We start from the raw sequence: 15,301 nt of genomic DNA, 5'->3' as shown, positions 1-15,301 counted from the left end.
CCGCGGGCCCGGCCATGATCCGCCGGACACCCCCTAGCGGTGCGGTGGGCCCGGGGCGGGGGACCCCGGGCCGCCGGTCACTGCGTCGTGCGCCGTCACTTCATCGTGCACTGGGGCAGGCCGGACGTGTCGCCCTTGCCGATCTTCTGGAGCGCCTTGTGGGCGTCGTCGATGGTGGAGACCTTCACCAGGGTCAGGCCGTCCGGCACGTGGGAGGCGGCGGAGGCGCAGTTCTCGGCCGGGGTGAGGAAGTACTCGGCGCCGGCCTGGCGGGCGCCGATGGTCTTCATCTGGATCCCGCCGATCGGGCCGACCTTGCCCGCGTCGTCGATGGTGCCGGTGCCCGCGATGAACTTCCCGCCCGTGAGGTTCTCCGGGGTGAGCTTGTCCATGATGCCGAGGGCGAACATGAGTCCCGCGCTCGGACCGCCGACGTCGGCGAGCTTGATGTCGATCGAGAACGGGAAGGTGTGGTCGGTGCCGGCCCGGATGCCGACGATGGCGTGACCGTCGTCGGGTGCCTTGCCCGCCGTGATGGTGACCTTGCTCGTGGCGGTGGGCTCGCGATTGGCCTTCTCGGCCTCGGCGGCCTCCGCCGCGGGCACGACGGTGAACTCGACGGGCTCGCCCGGCTTGTGCTTCGTCACGAGCTTCGCCACGTCGGAGGGGTCGGTGACCGTGGTCCCGTCGACCTCCTTGATCACGTCCCCGGCGTGCAGCCTGCCCTCGGAGGGGCTGCCCTTGACGACGGTGGAGACGACGACGCGCGCGGTGACCGGGATGCCGAGCTGCTTGAGGGCCGCCACCTTGGCGCTCTCCTGCGACTGGCTGAACTCCTCGGCGTTCTCCTGCGTCGACTCCTTGTCGGTCTTGCCGTTCGGGTAGAGGTTCTCGTGCGGTACGACGATGTTGTCGCCCGCGAGCCAGCCGTAGACGGCCTCCACCAGGTTCATGTCATAGTCGGCGCCGGTCACGCGGACCGTGGTCATGTTCAGGTGGCCGCTGGTCGGGTACGTCTTGTGCCCCGAGATGTTGAGGACCGGCTCGCCCCGCGAGTCACCGAGCGTGTTGACGGTCGGCCCCGGGCTCATCTCCGAGTACGGGACCCTGATGAACACTCCCGCGCAGAGCAGGGCGAACAACATCAGGGTGGAAGCGAGCATCGTCGCAGTGCGGCGTGGCATGGATCGACAGTACGGGACGGGCTCGACGGACGGCCGCCGGGGCCTCTGCGGGGCGCGGGAGCCGCGGGAGGGCGCTCACGGGACGCGTCAGACGGCGTCGGAACCGGAGTGTGCCTTCTCCTGCGTCCTGGCCCGGTCGGCCTTCTCCATGACCTCGCGGAACCTCGCGTAACCGGAGAGTTCGGATATGTCACCTTGAGTGCGGTCTCGCGCCGCCCAGCTCCCCCATATCGCCGCTCCGATGGCGGCGAACAGCGGAATCAGCAACCACGCCAGTGACGCCATGGACGTGCCTCCCTGCCCCGAAAGTACGTGTCGTCGGTGGCTTCAACGCTCATGCCCGGGAAGGGGTTACGCAAATCGAGGGCGTGTTGCGCGGCCGAACGGATGTGAGGGTACCGCCGTCCGGGGGGAACCCTCACGCGGGGGGCGTCAGCGGGCGCACGGCCTGCCTGTCGGCAGGCGCCGAGCCGTCAGCAGGCGCCGACCCACTCCTCCGTGCCGTCCGAGAAGGTCTGGTGCTTCCAGATCGGCACCTCGTGCTTGAGGTCGTCGATCAGCATCCGGCAGGCCTCGAAGGCCTCCCCGCGGTGCGGGCAGGAGACGGCCACGACGACGGCGAGGTCCCCGACGGAGAGGTCCCCGACACGGTGGACGGCGGCCAGGGCGCGCACCGGGTACTTGGCCACGACGCGCTCGGCGATGCGGCGCATCTCGGCCTCGGCCGTCGGGTGGCAGGAGTAGCCGAGGGAGTCGACGTCGGCGCCGCCGTCGTGGTCGCGCACCGTCCCCACGAACAGGGTGGTGCCCCCCGTCGAGTCGTCGCCTACGGCCTGGAAGACCTCGTCGAGGGAGAGCGGGGTCTCACGGATTTCGAGCAGCCGGATCGGGTCCGGGGCGGCCTGCTCGCCGGGGTGGTCGAAGTGCGGTGCCATGGTCCCATCGTGCCCCAGGGGCTGACGTGGCGGAATAGCTCTTTCGCCCTGGGCGGGCCCGTGTCGTTGGGAGCCTCCTACAGGAGAGGGGGGCCGGATAGGTGCCCCCGGGGGCCGGGGCCGGGGGTCACAGCCCCCGGCGGCGGCGGGCACGGCGTACGGCCGCTGCGGCGCCCAGCAGGGCCACGGTCGCGCCGGCGGCGCCGGCCGCCGTGGCGGCGTCCTTGCGGCCCAGGCGTCGGCCCGCGACGGTGTGCCGGCCCGCGACCTCCTGGAGCAGCTCGGCGAGCACCTCCTCGTTGGTCCAACGGGGCCGCCAGCCGGCCGCGTGGAGCCCGCTGACGCTGACGACCCACGGGTGCATCGTGTACGCGAGGTCCCCGGCGGGAGAGGGCGTCAGGCCGATCCGGTGCAGCCGGGCCGCCGCGCCGAGGGCGACCGCCGAGGGCAGCTCCATGCGGCGGATGCCGCTCAGCTCCTCGACCTCCTCCTGCTCCAGCCAGCCCTCGCAGCCGACTGCGAGCTCGCCCTCGGCCTTCTCCAGGGCGGCGTACTCCAGGGCGCTGACCAGGTCCTCCACGTGGCAGAACTGCCAGGTGGGGCGGGAGCCGGCGACGACGAGCAGGCGCGGGGACTCGAAGTAGCGGGTCAGGGCGGTGTCCGTGCCGCCGACCAGGATGGCCGGCCGGACTACCGTCACGTTCAGGCCGGGGTGAGCACGGGGGGCGCGGCGGCCGAGTCGTTCGATCTCCAGCAGGTCGCCGACGCCGGTGGCCTCGGCGGTGGCGCGCAGCTCGGAGTCCTCCGAGAGCGGGATGTCGTTGTCGGGCAGGGCGCCGTAGACCATCGCGGAGGTGCACAGGACGACGCGGTGCACGCCGGCCGCGGCGGCGGCGGTCAGGACGGTCTGGGTGCCGCGTACGTTGTACGCCGTACGGGCGGCCGGGTCCGTCTCCAGGTCGAGGTCGAGCGCGAGGTGGACGACGACGTCGGCGCCGCGCAGCTTCTCGGCGATGGCGGGGTCGCGTACGTCCAGGACGTGCCACTGGGCGGCGGCGCAGTCCCCGCGCCGTTCGTCGATGGCGACGACCTGCTTGACCTCGTCGGACGCGGCGAGGCGGGTCACCAGGGCCGCGCCGACCCCGGACGCGGCGCCGGTCACCGCGATCACGGGGCTGCGTCGTCGGGGACCGGCCCCGTTTCGCGGCGGGCGAACGCCGGGGGCGCTCTCGCCGTGGTCGGGGCGGTTTTCGGCGTCGTGCGGCGCGCGAGCCTGCGGATCTGGGGAACTCACCGGGCGTCTCCAGCGGTTGTCTTCAGTGAGGGCGCGTCGTGACGCGTACCCACCAGGTGATGTCCATCCTGCCGCAGCCCAGCAGTCGGCGGAGCACCGAGCCCGGAAGCGGGACCGGTGTCTACGCTGGTGGTGTTGTCGGACCATTGCCCGTCGGCACCCGCCGGCGGCCCTACGAGCCGAGGAAACCCGTGAGCGACACCCCATTCGGATTCGGCCTTCCGCCGGAGGAGCCGGAAGACGGCGACGAGGGCAAGAAGAAGGGCGGCCAGGGCGGTCCCGCGAATCCGTTCGGGTTCGGCCCCGGTGGCCTGCCGGGCGGTGCGGACAATCCGTTCGCCGCCATGTTCGGCTCGATGAACCCGAATGATCTCGGCGCCGCGTTCCAGCAGCTCGGCCAGATGCTGAGCTACGAGGGCGGTCCCGTGAACTGGGACATGGCCAAGGACATCGCCCGTCAGACCGTCGCCCAGGGCACGGCGGACGGCGTGAAGGACGCGAGCGTCGGCGTCGCGGAGAAGTCGGCGGTCGAGGAGGCCGTGCGCCTCGCCGACCTGTGGCTGGACGGGGCGACCTCCCTGCCGTCCGGGGCGAACGCGGCGGTGGCGTGGAGCCGCGCCGAGTGGGTCGAGGCGACCCTGCCGGTGTGGAAGGAGCTCGTCGACCCGGTGGCCGAGCGCGTCGGCGCGGCCATGGGCAGCGTGCTGCCCGAGGAGATGCAGGCCATGGCGGGCCCGCTGCTCGGCATGATGCGCTCGATGGGCGGCGCCATGTTCGGCCAGCAGATCGGGCAGGCCGTGGGCACGCTCGCGGGCGAGGTCGTCGGCTCGACGGACATCGGTCTGCCGCTGGGCCCGGCCGGGCGGGCGGCGCTGCTGCCGCTGAACATCGAGAGCTTCGGCAAGGACCTGGGCGTCCCCTCCGACGAGGTGCGCCTGTACCTGGCGCTGCGCGAGGCGGCCCACGCCCGGCTGTTCGCGCACGTCCCGTGGCTGCGCTCGCACCTGTTCGGCACGGTCGAGGGCTACGCGCGGGGCATCAAGGTCGACACCTCGAAGCTGGAGGACGTGGTCGGGCAGCTCGACCCGTCGAACCCGGAGCAGCTCCAGGAGGCGCTCCAGGGCGGCATGTTCCAGCCGCAGGACACCCCCGAGCAGAAGGCCGCGCTGGCCCGCCTGGAGACGGCGCTCGCGCTGGTCGAGGGCTGGGTGGACGCGGTGGTCCACGAGGCGGCGAAGCCGCGTCTGACCTCGGCCGACGCCATGCGCGAGACGATGCGCCGGCGGCGTGCCTCGGGTGGCCCGGCGGAGCAGACCTTCGCGACGCTGATCGGTCTGGAGCTGCGTCCCCGGCGGCTGCGCGACGCCTCGCGGCTGTGGGCCTCGCTCACGGACGCGCGCGGCGTGGACGGCCGCGACGCCCTGTGGGAGCACCCGGACATGCTGCCGACGGCCTCCGACCTGGACGACCCGGACGGCTTCGTGCACCGCGAGCAGCTGGACTTCTCCGAGATCGACAAGATGCTCGGCGAGGCCGCCCGGAAGCGCGACGAGAACGGCGACGAGAACGGCGACGAGAAGAAGTGACCCTGTACGACGACGCGGTCCTCGTACTGAAGGACTACGAGGGGCAGCCCGAGCTGCGGGATGTCTACCTGGAACACCTGGCCGCCCATCCGGACGGGGTCTACAAGCCCTGCCGGGCGGGGCACATCACGGGCAGCGCGCTGGTGATCGACCCCGAGCGGGGCCGGGTCCTGCTGACCCTGCACAAGAAGCTCGGCATGTGGTTGCAGATGGGCGGGCACTGCGAGCCCGGTGACGAGACGCTCGCCGGGGTCGCGCTGCGCGAGGCCCGCGAGGAGTCGGGGATCGCCTCCGGGCTGACCCTGCTGCCCGGCGGGCCGGTGCGGCTGGACCGGCATCCGATCCCGGCGCCGTGCAACTGGCACCTGGACGTGCAGTACGCGGCGCTGGCGCCGGCCGGGGCGATGGCGGAGATCAGCGAGGAGTCGCTGGACCTGCGCTGGTTCCCGTACGAGGAGGTGGCGGCGGTGGCCGACACGTCGGTCGTGCGGCTGCTGGAGGCGACCCGGACGCGGCTCGGCCTGTGACGTACCTGAGGGGCGGGCCCGTCGGGGCCCGCCCCTCAGGCGTGCGCCGGGTTCGGTGCTGCCGGGGAGGACCGGGCGACGGTGATTGCCGTCCGACCTGGCTCCGGCAGGAGTCGGGTGGTCCGTGGCGAGACCACCGCGTCGCCCGCGGCGACACTGCGAATCGCGCCGAGCAACTCGTCCGGCCTGGTGTTCTTCAGCAGGAAGCCGGAGGCTCCGGCGCCGAGCCGTAGGCGGTGGCTCGCTCGCGCATGTCGGTGACGCCGTGCCCGGACGGATGGCCGGCGGCGGTCCGCGGCGGGCGGGGGTCGGTGTCGGTGGGCGATTGCTGCTCCGGTGGCACGGGTGCCTTCCGCGTGTTGCGACCCTGGGTGCACCCGACGGCGACCTGGGAGTGATGTGGCGGCGCGTCCCCGGCGCCGACGATGGCCGGGTGACCGAGATACACAGGGGACTGTCGATGTCCCTCCTGGAAATCCTCGCCTTGTCGGCTGCCGTCTCCCTGGTGGTGGCGCGCTGGCTTCCCCCCTCCGCCCGCCCGCACGCCGCGCTCGCGGCGGGAGCGGTGCTCGTGCTGTCCGTGCTCGTACTGGGCCTGACGGCCGGGTTCCGCTGGCAACTGTTGCCCGTGCTGGCGGGCGCCGCCCTCGCGTTGCCGTTCGCGCTCGCCTCGCTGCTGCGGCGGCGTACCGGCCGGGCGCCGTGGCGGGCCCGCTGGTGGTTGGCACTCCCCGGGTCGCTGGCCTGCGTCGGCCTGATCGCCACCGGCCCGGTGGCCGCCTGGGCGTTTCCGCTACCGGTGTTCCCCGAACCGACGGGGGAGTTCGCGGTCGGCACCCGCGTGGTGCAGTGGACCGACCCCGACCGCCCCGAGACCTTCACCGCCGATCCGGACGACCGGCGCACCGTCGTGGTCCAGCTCTGGTATCCCGCGCGGCCGAGCCCCGCAGGCGTTGAGCGGGCGCAGTACCTCGGACGCACCGAGCAGGAGGCCCGCACCGTCTCCGCCGCGCTCGCCCACGGGGTCGGCCTGCCGGGCTTCCTGATCGACGGTGTGCCGCGGGCCCGCTCCCGTGCGGTGTTCGACGCCCCGGTGGAGAGCGGGGGCGGACGGTTCCCCGTCGTCCTGTTCTCCCCGGGGTCGGGCGGCGTACGCACCCAGAACACCGCCTGGGCCGAGGAACTCGCCGGCCACGGCTACGTGGTGGCCGCCCTCGACCACCCGTACGACTCCGCCGCCGTCGTCCTCTCCGACGGCCGGACGGTCACCACCGAGACCGCCTCCAGCGGTGACCCGGACGAGGACCGGGAACTGGCGGCCGGCTGGACCGCGATCCGGGCCGCCGACCTCGGCTTCGTCCTCACCCGGCTCGACGCCCTGGACCGCGGCGAGACCGCCGACCCGCTGACCGGACGCCTCGACACCGGCCGGGCGGCGGTGACCGGTCACTCCATGGGCGGTGCCGCCGCCCTGCAGGCGGCCCGGCAGGATCACCGGTTCCGCGCCGTCGTGGACCTGGACGGCTACCCCCACGGCCCCACCTCGCCCGCCCTCGACCAGCCGGCCCTCGCGCTCACCCAGGCCGTCACCCCGGCGACCGACCCGGGCTACCTGCCCCGTCTCACCGAGGCGCTCGGCTCCGCCACCGCGACGAGCTACCGACTCACCGTCCCCGGAGCCGCGCACCTCACGTTCATGGACGGGCCGCTGTACCTGCCGCCCGTGCCGTCGATCGTCGGCACGCTGGGCCGCACCGGGAGCCCGCGCGCAATCGCCGGGGCGACCCTCGCCTTCCTGGACGCCGTTCTGCGCGAGGCCCCCGGCGACCCGACCGGCCCACTGTCGACCTACGGCAACCTCACTGTCCACCACCCGGCCGGCAGACCCTAGTTCCAGGCGTTGTTCTGGTTCTGGGCGTGGGCGCCGTGCTGGCCCATGCCGTACTGGGCGGCCACGCCCTGGCCGAGCTGGGCGTTCTGCGGGGGCAGCACCTCGCTGGGCTGCACCAGCGCGTAGCCGGTGCCGAGGAAGCTCAGCTCCCAGCCCTCGCCGGTGTTGCCGCGGCGGCGCCAGACGCCGGTGGAGTGGGTCTGGGCCTGCATCTGCACGCGCAGGGAGGTCGACCAGGCGACGATCGCGTCGGCGTCGGCGTTGACGTACTTGTCCGGGGTGACCTGCATCATCAGCGGCTGTCCGGAGGTCATGAGGGCGACCTTGCCGCGTCCGCTGATGTTGAGCTGGTACTTGCCGGATCCGGAGATCCCGTACTGGCTGTCGACCGCGATGACCTCGGTGTGCAGCGTGGAGTCCAGGGCGAGGACGTAGCCGCTGTCCACGGTGAGGCCGTCGTGGTCGACGTCCACTACGTGCACGTACTGGGCGAGGTTCGCCAGGTAGACCGTGCCCTGCCCGGAGCAGCGCATGAGGTCCAGACCCTCACCGGTGTTCCGGCGGGCGCCGCGCTGGTTGGTGCTCTGGTACTCGCCGTCGAAGTCGACGATGCCCTGGTAGGCGACCATCGAGCCCTTGCGGGCGAGGACGTCGTCGGAGCCGGTCAGGGTGACCCGCAGCAGTTGCGGGTTCTGGACGGCGTAGCGGTCCTGGGACTGCTGTTCCGCGTGCGCGAAAAGTGAGCTCTGCATGATGTGTCCGCTCCCCCTCAGCCCCGTGCCCGGAGCCGGTCGGTGCTGTCCTCGCTGGGCTGTACGACGACGATGCCCTGGCCGGAGAAGGCCATCTGGTAGGCCTCCCCGCTGCCTCGGCCGATCATCGACGAGGCCTTGAAGCTGCGCTTGCCCTTCACCTTGAGGTTCGGGGACCAGGCGACGAGCGCGTCCGGGTCGACGTACGTCTCGTCCTCGCCGCGCCCGCAGTCGACGACGATGGGGGTGCCGCGGGAGGTGATGGCGACCCAGCCGGTGCCGGCGATCTGGACGTTGAACAGGCCCTGGCCCGCGAACTTCGCCATGCCCTTGACGCGCTCGACGCCCCACTGGAGGCTCGCGTCGAAGGCGAGCAGATTGGTGCCGTTGACGGACAGGGAGTCGTTGGCGAGGTTGATGACGACGACGTCCGCGCCGTAGTCGGCGAGGTAGAGCAGGCCGTCGCCGGTGCACTTCATCAGCGGGGCGCCCTCGCCGGTCAGCCACTGGGAGGCCATCTGCCGGACGGCGGGCGGGTTGGGCTCGTACTGGATGAAGCCCTCGTAGGCGACCATCGAGCCGGTGCGGGCGAAGAGGTCCTGGCCGGTCTGCATGGCGACCTTGAGCATGGCGCGGCCGTGGTTCTCCATGCGGGCCGTGACGGGGGTGGGGGCGTAGCCCGCGAGCTGGTGGTTCATGGCGTTCATGGCGTTCATGTGGGGCTCCCTCAGACCTCGTACGGCTGGACGACGATGAAGTTGCCGGGGGCGCCGCGGAACTGGAGGTTCACGGTCTCCCCGCTGTGCCCCGGGTAGGCGTTGCGACGCAGCCGGACCTGGCTGGAAATGATCACCTGGGAGGCGGCGGACCAGGCGACGATGGCGTTGCTGTCGGCGAACGTGGTCGGGGTGACGGGCAGGACGACGGGGACGCCGTGCGTCTTGACGACGACCGTGCCGGTGCCCTGGAAGAGCATGGTGAACAGGGCCCCGCCGGGGATGCCGTGGCCCTCGATGCGGCGGACCTCGTGCTGGAGGGACTCGTCGAAGGCGAGGACGCTCTCGGCGGAGACGCAGATGCCGTCGCCCTGGAGCTCGATGGCGTGCAGGTGCGCGCCGTTCTCGGCGAGGAAGACCTGGCCGCGGCCGGTGCAGCGCATGAGCTGCATCTCCTGGCCGGTGGCGTTGCCGACGATGCGGCCGGCGAAGCCCGCGCCCTTGTAGCCGAAGTCGACCTTGCCCTGGTAGAGGACCATGCTGCCCTGGCGGGCGAGGACGGCCTGGCCGCCCATGGCCAGGTCGACGCGCATGAGCTGCTGGTTCTGCGCGGTCCAACGGGCGCCCGTGGGGGCTTCCTTGTACGGCTGGAGCGCGGCGGCGAGGCCGGGTCCGGTGGCGTGGGCGGCCTGTGGGGGCTGCGGTGCCTGGCCGTAGGGGGCCGGGGGCTGCTGACCGTAGGGCGCCTGCCCGCCGTAGGACGGCTGCCCGCCGTAGGGCGGCTGCTGGCCCAGGGCCTGGCCGCCGTACGAGGGCTGCTGGTGCGGGGGCTGCGGGGCGTGCGGGGGCTGACCGTAGGGCGCCGCCGGGGCGGGCGGGCCATCGGGCCGACCATGGTCGGGGCCGAGTGCACGGGGGCCGGGGCCTGCGGCTGAGGCGCCTGCGGCTGGTGGGGCTGCGGTTGGTGGTGCTGCGGCGGCGGGGCGTAGGGCGCGGGGGCCGGGGCTGCTGCTGCGGGGCCTGCTGCGCGGCGGGGCGCCGAAGGCCGGGGCGGGGCAGCGGCCGGGGCCGGGGCTGCCGGCGGCGCGAAGCCCGGGACGGCGGCCGGGGGCTGGGCCTGGGCCGGGACCTGCGGTTCGGGCTGGGCCTCCTCCTCCGCGACCTCGCCGCCGAAGTGCTTCAGGAGCGCGGCGAGGCCGCCGTCGAAGCCCTGGCCGACGGCGGCGAAGCGCCACACGTCCTTGAGGTAGAAGTCGCCGATCATCAGGGCGCGCTCGGTGCTGAACTCGGAGCCCGTGAAGGAGTAGCGGACGACTTCCTCGCCACCGGCGACGATCCGGATGTAGCCGGGGCCGATCTGGGACATCTGTCCGGCGCCGTCGAGGGTGGCGGTGAAGGACAGCTTGTGGATGGTCGCCGGGACGCGGTCCAGGGTCACCCGGAAGGATTCCGTGTCACCGGCCTGCGCGCCGAGCTGCTGGATGGACTCCTCGGGTGACTTCGGCTGGTTGTAGAAGACGAAGTAGCGATCGTCCGACAGCTGCTCGTTGGCGTCGAGGCCGAAGCAGCTGATGTCGAAGGTGAGTCCGGGGCCGGCGATCTGGACGCCCACGTACAGATCGGTACCCGCCGTCAGATCACTGACCCTGGCCTTGTGGCCGCGTTGGAATTCCCTGGCCATACGTCCGACCGTCCCCCGTCCCGACTGTGAATGGATGCCGCTGTGTGGCGCCAGGCTAGCGGCTCACGCCGACATCCGGCCAAGCTGGTACGAAGCCGGTACAGATTACTCTCCGTGACGGGAGGTCATTCCTCGCGGGCGGCGGGAACCTTCGGCAGGCGCTCCGCCGCGACCACTCCCTCAAGGTAGCCGCGGGCGCGCTCGGTCCTCGGATAGGCCTCCAGCAGTTCCCAGAACCGGGGGCCGTGCCCGGGGACCAGGAGGTGGGCCAGCTCGTGCAGCAGCACGTAGTCGACGACGTACTCCGGCATGCCCTGGAGGCGGTGGGACAGCCGGATGCTGCCTTCGGCCGGGGTGCAGGAGCCCCAGCGCGTGTTCTGGTTGGTGACCCAGCGCACCGAACGGGGGCGGGCGCGGCCGCCGAAGTACTGCTCGGACAAACGCTCGGCGCGCTCGGTGAGTTCCGTGTCCCCGAGGACACGTTTGCCCTCCTGGGCGGCGAGTTTGTCGAGCATGACGCCCACCCAGCGCCGCTCTTCCGCCTCGGACATCCGGGCAGGGATCAGGACGACCGTCCGCTCGCCCTCGCGGTACGCGGATACGGTCCTGCGGCGGCGCGCGCTGCGGCGGACTTCGACGGCGCGCTGCGGTGGGTCGGCGGACACGCCTCGACGGTACCCGCCGGCCGTGGCGGAAGTCCCGCGCGTCCACCGTTCGAACGTGATCGATTCACCGTCGGTGACGCGGACATCCCCGTCCTTTCCATTTCATATGCCTAACACCCTTTGCCTGTGGACAACTTTCCGCACGCGCCGGCCGGGGCGGGCATCGTGACGGGAGAGCGGATCCGATCGCGGAGAAGCCACGACGAAGCCACGACAAAGCCACGGAGAAGGAGACGGCCATGTATCCGAAGGTGAAGCCCGCGCTGGCACGGGCCTGGCGGGATCGGCAGACGGTCCAGTTCGGGGTCACTCCCGCGCACGCGGTGGTGCTCGGTCCGGTGGACACGGCGACAGGTTCGTTCCTCGACCGGATCGACGGGACGCGGAGCATGGAGCTGTTGCGGACGGAGGCCCTCGCGATGGGGTTGCCGGCCGGGCAGGCGGACGAGCTGGTCAGAAGGCTGGCGCGGGCCGGGCTGCTCGACGACGCCACGGCGGGCGGGCCGCGGGCGCAGGCGGTGCGGCGCCGGCCGGAGACGCCGGGGAGGCTCGGCCCCGACCTGGCGTCGCTGTCCCTGGTGTGCCCGGAACCCGGTGGGGACTTACGGGGGCTCGCGGCCCGCCGGGAGCTACGGGTCCGGGTGCGCGGGAGCGGCCGGGTCGGGGCGTTGATCGCCGCCGTCCTGGCGGGGGCCGGGGTGGGCCGGGTCGAGGTGCTCGACGGCGGTCGGGTGGAGGCGGCCGATGTGGCCCCGGGCGGGATGGGCGCGGCGGGTGTGGGCCGACTGCGGGCCGAGGCGGCGGGGGCGCTCGTACGGGAGTCGGCGCCGGGGCGGGCGCCGCGGGTCGGTGAGCGCTCGGAGCCGGGTTCGGGGCCCGGGTCGGGGCCGGGTTCCGGATGCGGGCCGGGGGCCGGCGCGCGGCCCGGGGCGGAGCCGGCGTTGGCGCTGGTGGTGGTCGCGCCTCGGGACGGGCTCCAGGCGTGGGCGCCGGACCCGGAGACGGCGGCCGGTTGGGTGGCCACCGGGATCCCGCACCTGTACGCCGGGGTGCTGGAGGGGACGGGTTTGGTGGGGCCGCTGGTGCTGCCGGGGGTGACGGCCTGCGCGGGGTGCATGGAGCGCGAGCGCGTCGACCGTGATCCGGCCTGGCCGAGGATGCTCGTCCAGTGGCGCTCGGCGCATCGCCGGCGCGGGACGGCCGCGTGTGACCTGGGGTTGTCCACGGCGGTGGCGGGGCTGGCCGCGGCGCACGCCCTGGCCTTCCTGGACGGCGGCTTCCCCGCCTCCACGGCCACCCGCTGGGAGGCGGCCCTGCCCGCTCTGCACTGGGAGCGTTCCGCGGTGCGTCCGCATCCGCGGTGCCCCTGCGCGGCGGCGCCCACCGAAGCGGGCGCGGACGTCGGCGCCGAGGCCGACGGTGCGGTGGTGGCGTCATGAAGGGGTGGGGGTCCGAGGCCCGTCGAATCGGGGGCCGGTGCCCGGGTCCGGGCGCGGGGGAGGTCATGACAGGATGCGTTCGGGTCGAGGGTCGTCCCGAAACGCCGTTCGCGGCTCAGCAGTCTGGGAACTGGAGGGGCTTATGTCTGATCTTCCCCGGAAGGCGGTCACCCGCACCGTCAAGCTGGCCGCGCTACCACTCGGCATCGCGGGCCGGGCCACATGGGGGCTGGGCAAGCGGATCGGCGGCAAATCGGCCGAGATCGTCGCCCGAGAGCTCCAGCAGCGCACCGCCGAGCAGTTGTTCCGCACGCTCGGGGAGCTGAAGGGGGGCGCCATGAAGCTCGGGCAGGCCCTTTCGGTGTTCGAGTCGGCGCTGCCCGAGGAGGTCGCCGGGCCGTACCGGGCGGCGCTCACGAAGCTCCAGGAGGCGGCCCCGCCGCTGCCGGCGGCGCGGGTGCACGAGGTGCTCGCCGAGCGTCTCGGCGCGGACTGGCGTGATCGGTTCGAGGAGTTCGAGGACAAGCCGGCCGCGGCCGCCTCGATCGGGCAGGTGCACCGGGCGGTGTGGCACGACGGTCGGCCGGTGGCGGTCAAGGTCCAGTACCCGGGGGCCGGTGAGGCGTTGTTGTCGGACCTCAAGCAGTTGAGCCGGTTCGCCGGGCTGCTGGGGCCGCTGGTACCGGGCATGGACGTGAAGCCGCTGATCAAGGAACTGCGCGATCGGGTCGCGGAGGAACTGGACTACGAGTTGGAGGCCGAGGCGCAGCGCACCCACGCGGACGCCTTCGACGGCGACCCGGACGTGGTCGTGCCGGACGTCGTGTTCCAGGGCGACCAGGTGCTGGTGACGGAGTGGCTGGAGGGCACCCCGTTGTCGGAGGTGATAGCCGACGGGACCGAGGAGGAGCGCGACCGCGCCGGGCAGTTGCTGGCCCGCTTCCTCTTCTCGGGGCCGGCGCGCACGGGCCTGCTGCACGCCGATCCACATCCGGGGAACTTCCGGCTGATGGCGGGGCCGGAGGGGCGGATGCGGTTGGGCGTGCTGGACTTCGGCACGGTCGACCGGCTCCCGGGCGGCTGGCCCAAGCCCATCGGCCGGTCGCTGCGGATGACCCTGGACGGGGACGCCCAGGGGATGTACGGGCATCTGCGTGCCGAGGGGTTCGTGAGGGAGTCCATAGACCTGGACCCCGACGCGGTGCTCGCCTACCTCAAGCCGATCATCGAGCCGGTGGAGGCGGAGGAGTTCACCTTCACCCGGCCGTGGCTGCGCGGTCAGGCGGCCCGGATCGCCGATCCCCGTTCGCCCGCGCACCAGTTGGGGCGGCAGATCAACCTGCCGCCGTCGTACCTGCTGATCCACCGGGTTTCGCTGAGCACCATCGGGGTGCTGTGCCAGCTGGGCGCGACGGTACGGCTGCGCGAGGAACTCGACACCTGGGTGCCCGGGTTCCGGGCCGAGGACTGACGGACCGGCCGGCCGGGCCGGTCGGGGTCACCACCAGGAGGAGTCGAGCCTGCCCTCGATGGCGCGGAGGTTGGCGCGCGCGCAGTCGACGCAGAAGTACTGTCTGGTCCCGTTCTCGACGGAGCAGGTCCAGGTGGGCGGGGCGCCGTCCGGGGCGCGGGTGCCGCAGCGCGCGCAGACCACGGGCTGGGCCTCGGATCCCTGCGGGGCGGGGTGGGGGGTCGGCTGGTCCACCTCCAGACGATATCCCCGTGGAGGGTGAGCGGGCCGTGCAACGCACCGGGGGGACCGGTCCGTTCGGACCGGTCCCCCTTTGGTGGTGCCGTGGTGCGGTGGTCGTCAGTGCATGACGGCCATGGCCAGCGCGCGCCGGGCGCGCATGGAGACGCGCTCGGCCCTGCGCTGCATGCGCCGGGCGGCGACCAGGCGCACGGCGAGACGCTCGGCGTCCACCTCACGCATGCGGTCGTCCATATGCGCACGAGCCATGGCTTCTGGGATGAGTTGCATTTCGCGGGTCCTGTTCTGACGCGAGGTGATCGCGCCGGCGGTGATGAAGTCTGCGGTGGCGGAGCCGTGCGGCTGCTCGCTCGTGGTGGTGGCGTGGGGGGACATGAGGGCCTGCTTCAGGGGGTCGTGCGTCAGAGGGCGGTCGATGGTTCCGATGGCGGTCATGCCGCTGCAACCGGGTTCTTGCGCGGACGGCCGCGGGGCCGCTTGCGGGCAACGACGACGCCCTGGACGAACAGCTCGCCGCCCCAGACGCCCCAGGGCTCGCGGCGCTCCTGGGCGCCGGCGAGGCAGGCCTCGATCAGCGGGCAGGTGCCGCACAGGGACTTGGCGTACTCGACGTCGGCCGGGGACTCGGCGAAGAAGACCTCGGGGTCGAAGGTGCGGCAGGGGACGGGTACGCCGAGGTTCTCGATGGCGTCGTCGAGCGCGGTGAGCGCGGTGAGGGGGGTCAAGGTGGAGGCCTCCGGGACAGCGGGCGGGGAGATCGTTCGGTTCTGCGGTACGGACGGGGCGTGCGCTTCGAGTTGCACGGTGGTTTCTTCCTCGTCTTGTTCGGTTAGTCGTTCCGGCCGGTCGGCCGGGGGGCGGCTGTTACCTGGTCTTGCCAGTCCCGAGGCCCCTTCGCTCCGTCGCCCCCGGTCGGGGAC

General features: G+C 72.9%; 15 protein-coding genes and 2 pseudogenes. 5 read left to right on the top strand and 12 right to left on the bottom strand.

Annotated elements, in window-relative coordinates:
- Positions 1 to 95: 95 nt before the first annotated feature.
- The 4 genes from M4D82_RS22175 to M4D82_RS22160 all read right to left on the bottom strand — a co-directional run bounded on the left by M4D82_RS22175 (position 96) and on the right by M4D82_RS22160 (position 3,413).
- Positions 96 to 1,184 carry a YlbL family protein gene (locus tag M4D82_RS22175; protein ID WP_249767708.1) on the bottom strand — a complete coding sequence of 363 codons (1,089 nt, stop codon included), beginning with the start codon at positions 1,182 to 1,184 and terminating at the stop codon, positions 96 to 98.
- An 87-nt stretch (positions 1,185 to 1,271) separates the two neighbouring features.
- Positions 1,272 to 1,469: a hypothetical protein gene (locus M4D82_RS22170; RefSeq protein ID WP_249767707.1), complete on the bottom strand. Its 198-nt coding sequence runs from the start codon at positions 1,467 to 1,469 to the stop codon at positions 1,272 to 1,274.
- Between the two features lie 188 nt (positions 1,470 to 1,657).
- The gene (locus M4D82_RS22165; protein ID WP_249767706.1) at positions 1,658 to 2,119 is read right to left on the bottom strand and encodes a molybdenum cofactor biosynthesis protein MoaE; all 462 of its coding nucleotides are present in this window, start codon (positions 2,117 to 2,119) and stop codon (positions 1,658 to 1,660) included.
- A 127-nt stretch (positions 2,120 to 2,246) separates the two neighbouring features.
- Positions 2,247 to 3,413 (bottom strand): SDR family oxidoreductase, encoded by a 1,167-nt coding sequence (locus tag M4D82_RS22160; protein ID WP_249767705.1) that lies wholly within the window; start codon positions 3,411 to 3,413, stop codon positions 2,247 to 2,249.
- Positions 3,414 to 3,604: 191 nt separating this feature from the next.
- Here M4D82_RS22160 and M4D82_RS22155 point away from each other — a divergent pair, with 191 nt between their 5' ends.
- Positions 3,605 to 4,999 carry a zinc-dependent metalloprotease gene (locus tag M4D82_RS22155; protein ID WP_249767704.1) on the top strand — a complete coding sequence of 465 codons (1,395 nt, stop codon included), beginning with the start codon at positions 3,605 to 3,607 and terminating at the stop codon, positions 4,997 to 4,999.
- On the top strand, positions 4,996 to 5,526 hold the full coding sequence (locus tag M4D82_RS22150) for an NUDIX hydrolase (protein ID WP_249767703.1): 531 nt from the start codon (positions 4,996 to 4,998) through the stop codon (positions 5,524 to 5,526). The genes M4D82_RS22155 and M4D82_RS22150 overlap by 4 nt, the downstream gene beginning before the upstream one ends.
- A gap of 101 nt (positions 5,527 to 5,627) precedes the next feature.
- On the opposite strand, the pseudogene M4D82_RS22145 reads toward M4D82_RS22150, so the two are convergent.
- A pseudogene (locus M4D82_RS22145) lies at positions 5,628 to 5,753 on the bottom strand (DNA-binding response regulator); the annotation flags it as partial.
- Between the two features lie 170 nt (positions 5,754 to 5,923).
- Here M4D82_RS22145 and M4D82_RS22140 point away from each other — a divergent pair.
- Positions 5,924 to 7,417 carry an alpha/beta hydrolase family protein gene (locus M4D82_RS22140; protein ID WP_249767702.1) on the top strand — a complete coding sequence of 498 codons (1,494 nt, stop codon included), beginning with the start codon at positions 5,924 to 5,926 and terminating at the stop codon, positions 7,415 to 7,417.
- On the opposite strand, the gene M4D82_RS22135 is transcribed toward M4D82_RS22140, so the two are convergent.
- The 4 genes and pseudogenes from M4D82_RS22135 to M4D82_RS22120 form a co-directional block, all read right to left on the bottom strand.
- Entirely contained in the window at positions 7,414 to 8,169 is a 756-nt protein-coding gene (locus M4D82_RS22135) for an AIM24 family protein (RefSeq protein ID WP_249767701.1), read from the bottom strand. The genes M4D82_RS22140 and M4D82_RS22135 overlap by 4 nt on opposite strands.
- A 17-nt stretch (positions 8,170 to 8,186) precedes the next feature.
- Positions 8,187 to 8,867, bottom strand: a complete 681-nt coding sequence (locus M4D82_RS22130) for an AIM24 family protein (protein WP_249772043.1) — start codon at positions 8,865 to 8,867, stop codon at positions 8,187 to 8,189.
- 29 nt (positions 8,868 to 8,896) lie between these two features.
- Positions 8,897 to 10,566, bottom strand: a pseudogene (locus M4D82_RS34645) (TerD family protein).
- 125 nt (positions 10,567 to 10,691) lie between these two features.
- Positions 10,692 to 11,231: a M48 metallopeptidase family protein gene (locus M4D82_RS22120; RefSeq protein ID WP_249767700.1), complete on the bottom strand. Its 540-nt coding sequence runs from the start codon at positions 11,229 to 11,231 to the stop codon at positions 10,692 to 10,694.
- Positions 11,232 to 11,470: 239 nt separating this feature from the next.
- On the opposite strand from M4D82_RS22120, the gene M4D82_RS22115 reads away from it, so the two are divergent.
- Entirely contained in the window at positions 11,471 to 12,670 is a 1,200-nt protein-coding gene (locus tag M4D82_RS22115; protein ID WP_249767699.1) for a ThiF family adenylyltransferase, read from the top strand.
- Between the two features lie 142 nt (positions 12,671 to 12,812).
- Entirely contained in the window at positions 12,813 to 14,141 is a 1,329-nt protein-coding gene (locus tag M4D82_RS22110) for an ABC1 kinase family protein (RefSeq protein WP_249767698.1), read from the top strand.
- Positions 14,142 to 14,168: 27 nt separating this feature from the next.
- Here M4D82_RS22110 and M4D82_RS22105 read toward each other — a convergent pair whose 3' ends face one another.
- The 3 genes from M4D82_RS22105 to M4D82_RS22095 all read right to left on the bottom strand — a co-directional run bounded on the left by M4D82_RS22105 (position 14,169) and on the right by M4D82_RS22095 (position 15,184).
- Positions 14,169 to 14,375: a hypothetical protein gene (locus M4D82_RS22105; RefSeq protein WP_249767697.1), complete on the bottom strand. Its 207-nt coding sequence runs from the start codon at positions 14,373 to 14,375 to the stop codon at positions 14,169 to 14,171.
- A gap of 105 nt (positions 14,376 to 14,480) precedes the next feature.
- Entirely contained in the window at positions 14,481 to 14,816 is a 336-nt protein-coding gene (locus M4D82_RS22100) for a putative WhiB-interacting protein (RefSeq protein WP_249767696.1), read from the bottom strand.
- Positions 14,813 to 15,184: a WhiB family transcriptional regulator gene (locus M4D82_RS22095; RefSeq protein ID WP_249767695.1), complete on the bottom strand. Its 372-nt coding sequence runs from the start codon at positions 15,182 to 15,184 to the stop codon at positions 14,813 to 14,815. Before M4D82_RS22095 ends, M4D82_RS22100 begins: the two co-directional genes overlap by 4 nt.
- Positions 15,185 to 15,301 lie beyond the last annotated feature (117 nt).

The sequence above is a fragment of the Streptomyces sp. RerS4 genome, assembly GCF_023515955.1.
Taxonomy (GTDB): Bacteria; Actinomycetota; Actinomycetes; order Streptomycetales; family Streptomycetaceae; genus Streptomyces.
The sequence above is the reverse complement of the archived record's forward strand: the minus strand, read 5'-3'. Positions and strand labels throughout refer to the sequence as shown.

Bases quoted from the DNA above. Each gene is read 5' to 3' on its own strand.
- M4D82_RS22140 (WP_249767702.1), top strand. From the start codon at position 5,924: ATGTGGCGGCGCGTCCCCGGCGCCGACGATGGCCGGGTGACCGAGATA.
- M4D82_RS22165 (WP_249767706.1), bottom strand. From the start codon at position 2,119: ATGGCACCGCACTTCGACCACCCCGGCGAGCAGGCCGCCCCGGACCCG.
- M4D82_RS22130 (WP_249772043.1), bottom strand. From the start codon at position 8,867: ATGAACCACCAGCTCGCGGGCTACGCCCCCACCCCCGTCACGGCCCGC.
- M4D82_RS22170 (WP_249767707.1), bottom strand. From the start codon at position 1,469: ATGGCGTCACTGGCGTGGTTGCTGATTCCGCTGTTCGCCGCCATCGGA.
- M4D82_RS22135 (WP_249767701.1), bottom strand. From the start codon at position 8,169: ATGCAGAGCTCACTTTTCGCGCACGCGGAACAGCAGTCCCAGGACCGC.
- M4D82_RS22110 (WP_249767698.1), top strand. From the start codon at position 12,813: ATGTCTGATCTTCCCCGGAAGGCGGTCACCCGCACCGTCAAGCTGGCC.
- M4D82_RS22100 (WP_249767696.1), bottom strand. From the start codon at position 14,816: ATGACCGCCATCGGAACCATCGACCGCCCTCTGACGCACGACCCCCTG.
- M4D82_RS22175 (WP_249767708.1), bottom strand. From the start codon at position 1,184: ATGCCACGCCGCACTGCGACGATGCTCGCTTCCACCCTGATGTTGTTC.
- M4D82_RS22115 (WP_249767699.1), top strand. From the start codon at position 11,471: ATGTATCCGAAGGTGAAGCCCGCGCTGGCACGGGCCTGGCGGGATCGG.